This is a genomic window from Longirhabdus pacifica (assembly GCF_004115085.1).
GTDB classification, from domain to species: Bacteria; Bacillota; Bacilli; order Paenibacillales; family DSM-105158; genus Longirhabdus; species Longirhabdus pacifica.
The window spans coordinates 1-3,591 of record NZ_QXJP01000042.1 but is presented as its reverse complement, the minus strand read 5'-3'; the positions used below and the strand labels follow the sequence as shown (position 1 = coordinate 3,591).

At 31.2% G+C, this 3,591-nt stretch carries 4 protein-coding genes; 2 read left to right on the top strand and 2 right to left on the bottom strand.

Annotated features, from left to right (window positions below; all coding sequences use genetic code 11):
• Positions 1–168: 168 nt before the first annotated feature.
• Together D1Z92_RS16940 and D1Z92_RS16935 are read left to right on the top strand one after the other, a co-directional pair.
• Complete coding sequence (locus tag D1Z92_RS16940) at positions 169–1,218, top strand: erythromycin esterase family protein (protein ID WP_164931693.1); 1,050 nt, start codon at positions 169–171, stop codon at positions 1,216–1,218.
• A gap of 149 nt (positions 1,219–1,367) precedes the next feature.
• Positions 1,368–1,979 (top strand): hypothetical protein, encoded by a 612-nt coding sequence (locus tag D1Z92_RS16935; protein ID WP_128896863.1) that lies wholly within the window; start codon positions 1,368–1,370, stop codon positions 1,977–1,979.
• An 820-nt stretch (positions 1,980–2,799) separates the two neighbouring features.
• Here D1Z92_RS16935 and D1Z92_RS16930 read toward each other — a convergent pair.
• Both D1Z92_RS16930 and D1Z92_RS17940 read right to left on the bottom strand, forming a co-directional pair.
• Positions 2,800–3,171, bottom strand: coding sequence for an iron chaperone (locus D1Z92_RS16930; RefSeq protein WP_128896862.1), 372 nt, complete (start codon positions 3,169–3,171; stop codon positions 2,800–2,802).
• Between the two features lie 323 nt (positions 3,172–3,494).
• The gene (locus D1Z92_RS17940; protein ID WP_370741244.1) at positions 3,495–3,587 is read right to left on the bottom strand and encodes an IS3 family transposase; all 93 of its coding nucleotides are present in this window, start codon (positions 3,585–3,587) and stop codon (positions 3,495–3,497) included.
• Positions 3,588–3,591: the final 4 nt, after the last annotated feature.

Below are 3,591 nucleotides of genomic sequence, written 5' to 3'. Positions count from 1 at the left end.
CCACTCTCATAAAGTTTTACCATCTGTTGTTTAAATTCAGGTGTAAATGTTCTTCTTGTTCTTTTGGTCATAGTAGAATTCTCTCCTCTTTATTATTAATTCTAGTCTACTTGACCTTAATTTTTCTGTCTAGCTAAGTGTAGCCGATCCAATTTGTTGAAAGGTAGATTGATCAAATTTTTGCATGAAGAGTTGGACTATAATGTTGTAGCCTTTGAAAGTGGTCTAGCTGAGGTTGGTTTAACGAACGAAATGATACTTGATATTAGTCCAGATCAATCGATGAAGAATGGAATTCTGGGAATATGGCACACCGATCATAATGTTGATTTATTTACATATTTTAAAGAACAAAAAAACACCTCTAATCCTATTCAAATTGCTGGATTTGACATGCAACCTCATGGGAATAATTCGTTATATGATTATTTTGTTCAATTTGATGCTACATTTGCCCAAAAAGTACAAGACATAGAGTTAGATTATGATAATTTCATTAGGGTGATGGAAGCTGGAGATTTCCCTGAAGATGGAGAAGAGAAGCAACAAGCATTAATCGCAAAGTATGAAAGTGTATTAAATGAATGGAATGAGTTGCATTCATCCTTTAAAAAAGATGTAAACGAAGATGTGACTAAATTAATAGAAAGAATTTTCAGCCTAAGAATTAGATCTTTAACGGAAAATTACATTAGAGTAAACTATCCTAATGGCGTTGGTTTTACTAATTTTGCAAACAATGCAAGAGATAAAGTAATGTCGGATAATTTAGTGTGGCTTTTAGAAGAAATGTATCCAGACGAAAAATTTATTTTGTGGGCGCATAACGCTCACATTATGAAAAAAAATTCAATCGTGAAGAATGAATATAATTATGTACTTGTTAATATGATAGAGCAATTACCAGCGGAGATAAAAGAGCAAGCGTATGGCATTGGATTATATATGCACAGTGGAAATTCTGCGTTTAATGATAGAAGTGTTATGCCCGTATATAGCGATCATAAGGTTAACTCGGTTGAGTACCTTCTGCATCAGCCAGGGTATCCAGTCTCTTTCTTGAATATTGATATAGTAGATGATGAAAATAATACATATTGGTGGAACAGTGAGGCTACAAGCAAGAGTCTGGGTCAATATGAAGAAAAATATATACCTAGTGAACAGTATGATGGTCTTATTTTGATTGAAGAAGCCAATTATCCAAGTTACCGATAATTAAAATAATTACGATCGTGCAATAATCAGTGTGATGTGTCAAATTCGAACTTTAACTGAAAGTGGGAGTATGAAAGGTAATATTTTGAGTAAAGGAAATGATCAAATTGAAAGGTAATAACGTTGTAATAGGAATCTGTCTCTGCGTTTTGTTTTTTTTAAATGGATGTGTTGAAGAAAAAAATACACTTAACGAAATAAAAGAAACATCTAACAATATGGTTGAAAATAAAAATAATGATATTGTTGTAAAGTCACCGATTACCGTCTCTATGAACCAGTATACAGAAGGAACTACACTGTATATTAAGTTAGTGGAAGGGGAGTATTCCGAAGATTGGAGCAACACTAGTTCTATGCGTGACTTTGGCAGAAATTATAGTGGGACGTTTAATATTGTATTAGAAGATACAAACGGTGAAGTGTTATCATCTTATGAAATCAATGATTTAAATTTTACCGAACTTTTTGATTTGAAACTGGATGATTACAACAACGATGGGAAGTTAGATTTTACTCTAGGACAATTTTTCAGTAGTAATGGTTATCTATACAGGATTTACAGTGTTATTGATAATAATATTGTATCCTTGCCAATAGAAGGAACTGAAATATATATAAGTGAGGTTGATGGTCGGTTCTCCACTACTTTAAATAAGCTGGATTTAACTTCGTTTAGTGTTAGCCCATATTCTCAGACGCAAGGAAAGTATACTACGAATGTCTACAAATGGGATGGTGAGCAATTTAAGAAAATATGATAAAAGCGATTTTCAACTCTAACATAAGATAAATCACCAAGGACAACGGGACATGCTTGTTCTTGGTGGAAATCAGATTTTCACCTCTAACTATGAGTATGATGATAGAATGTAAAGCCCGAAAATCTCTAAATATATACAATATATACAAGGTATTTCAGCTAATATCATGCATATATTTTTTCATAATTTAATGTCCGATAATATATATTATGTAAACTTAAATATAGAAAAACAAATAGGACGATTATAATCGTCCATATCTTATGCGTCTATGGTTATTACTGTTTTTTTAACTACACACGGAATTTATGCACTATTATTGCATATGTCCATTCTGTTTGTAACCTAGTTTAAACGTTAAAATATCTACTTTAACGCATTTTATCTAATTGAATGACGTTTGTTCATATTGATGCATTTATTCATAAATATAAATAATAGTGTATAACAGTAGACTTGAAATCCAAGTATAAATTAAACGTTTTATCTTAATTGTGAATATAATTTTTATCTTCTTCTATTAAGTAAGAATGCTTTTTTGATACATGCTGTTGAATTCAATCATTGTAAAAATAAATAAACACATTTTAATTTTATTGTTTACTAGAAAACTATTAAATTATAGAAATGAGTATCGCATAGTTTAATATGTTAGATTGAATTAAAATGGAAAGGTGTCGAATAAAAACATTAAATATAGGAGTATTTTAGTTTTTTAGCGCTTGAATTTCTAATGCAGAAGCGTTATAAGAAATATATTTTTAAGGAAGAGACAATATTAGCTTGCACTCTCTTCCCTTATTTTTAATTTTTTTAACTATTTTCTCCAAAAAGTTGAACATTCTGCTTTGTCCAAAATATTAAACTCAATCATTTTCTTAAGTAGTGAGTATTCAATAGGAGCATTCCAAGGGATACGTACCAACCCCTTTGTGTAGTCATAACCAGCCTTTACAATATCATCCTCTACATATGTGATCGTTTCAGTTTCAGGGGAGACAGCTAAATGTTTTTTAGATATGCTAAGGGCAATAATAAATGTGCCATGATCGGTAAACATCGGTTGATTCCATTTAATTTCTGCTTTTAAATTTGGGTATTTACTATTTATCCAATTAAGCACTTTTTCCACTCTCTCTCGGTGTAAAGGGTCATCAATCCCTGCTATAAATGAAGAAAAAACTTTCATATTAATCCCTCCATAATAAAAGTTATATCTTTCATAAAAATCCTTAAACCTTTTTGTTGTTGAAACTCCTGATGGTTCTGCTCAACCCAATATAAGAAATGACCGCTTCAATATTCATTTCTTATCCCTTTTTAAACAGCTGTGAATGTGAATATTACCTTCTTCTTACTAAAATTTGTGTTTTATTCTCATCATCATCAAATAGTAGTGTATATGAGTAAGGGATTTCTTCTTTAGAAACATAATAGGCTTTCCCTGTCGCTTCTCCTTCTATTCTCCATCCTCCACCTAATAGGTTAAATATATGGATTGTCAACAGAAAGCTAGACAACTTTTTTAAGGTCAGCTAGTTTATATTGAACAGGGCTCATGTAGCCCAATGTTCCATGAATTCGAATATGATTATACCAGTGCACATAG

Excerpts from the sequence above, each read along its gene's own strand:
- D1Z92_RS16930 (WP_128896862.1), bottom strand. The coding sequence starts at position 3,171 with ATGAAAGTTTTTTCTTCATTTATAGCAGGGATTGATGACCCTTTACAC.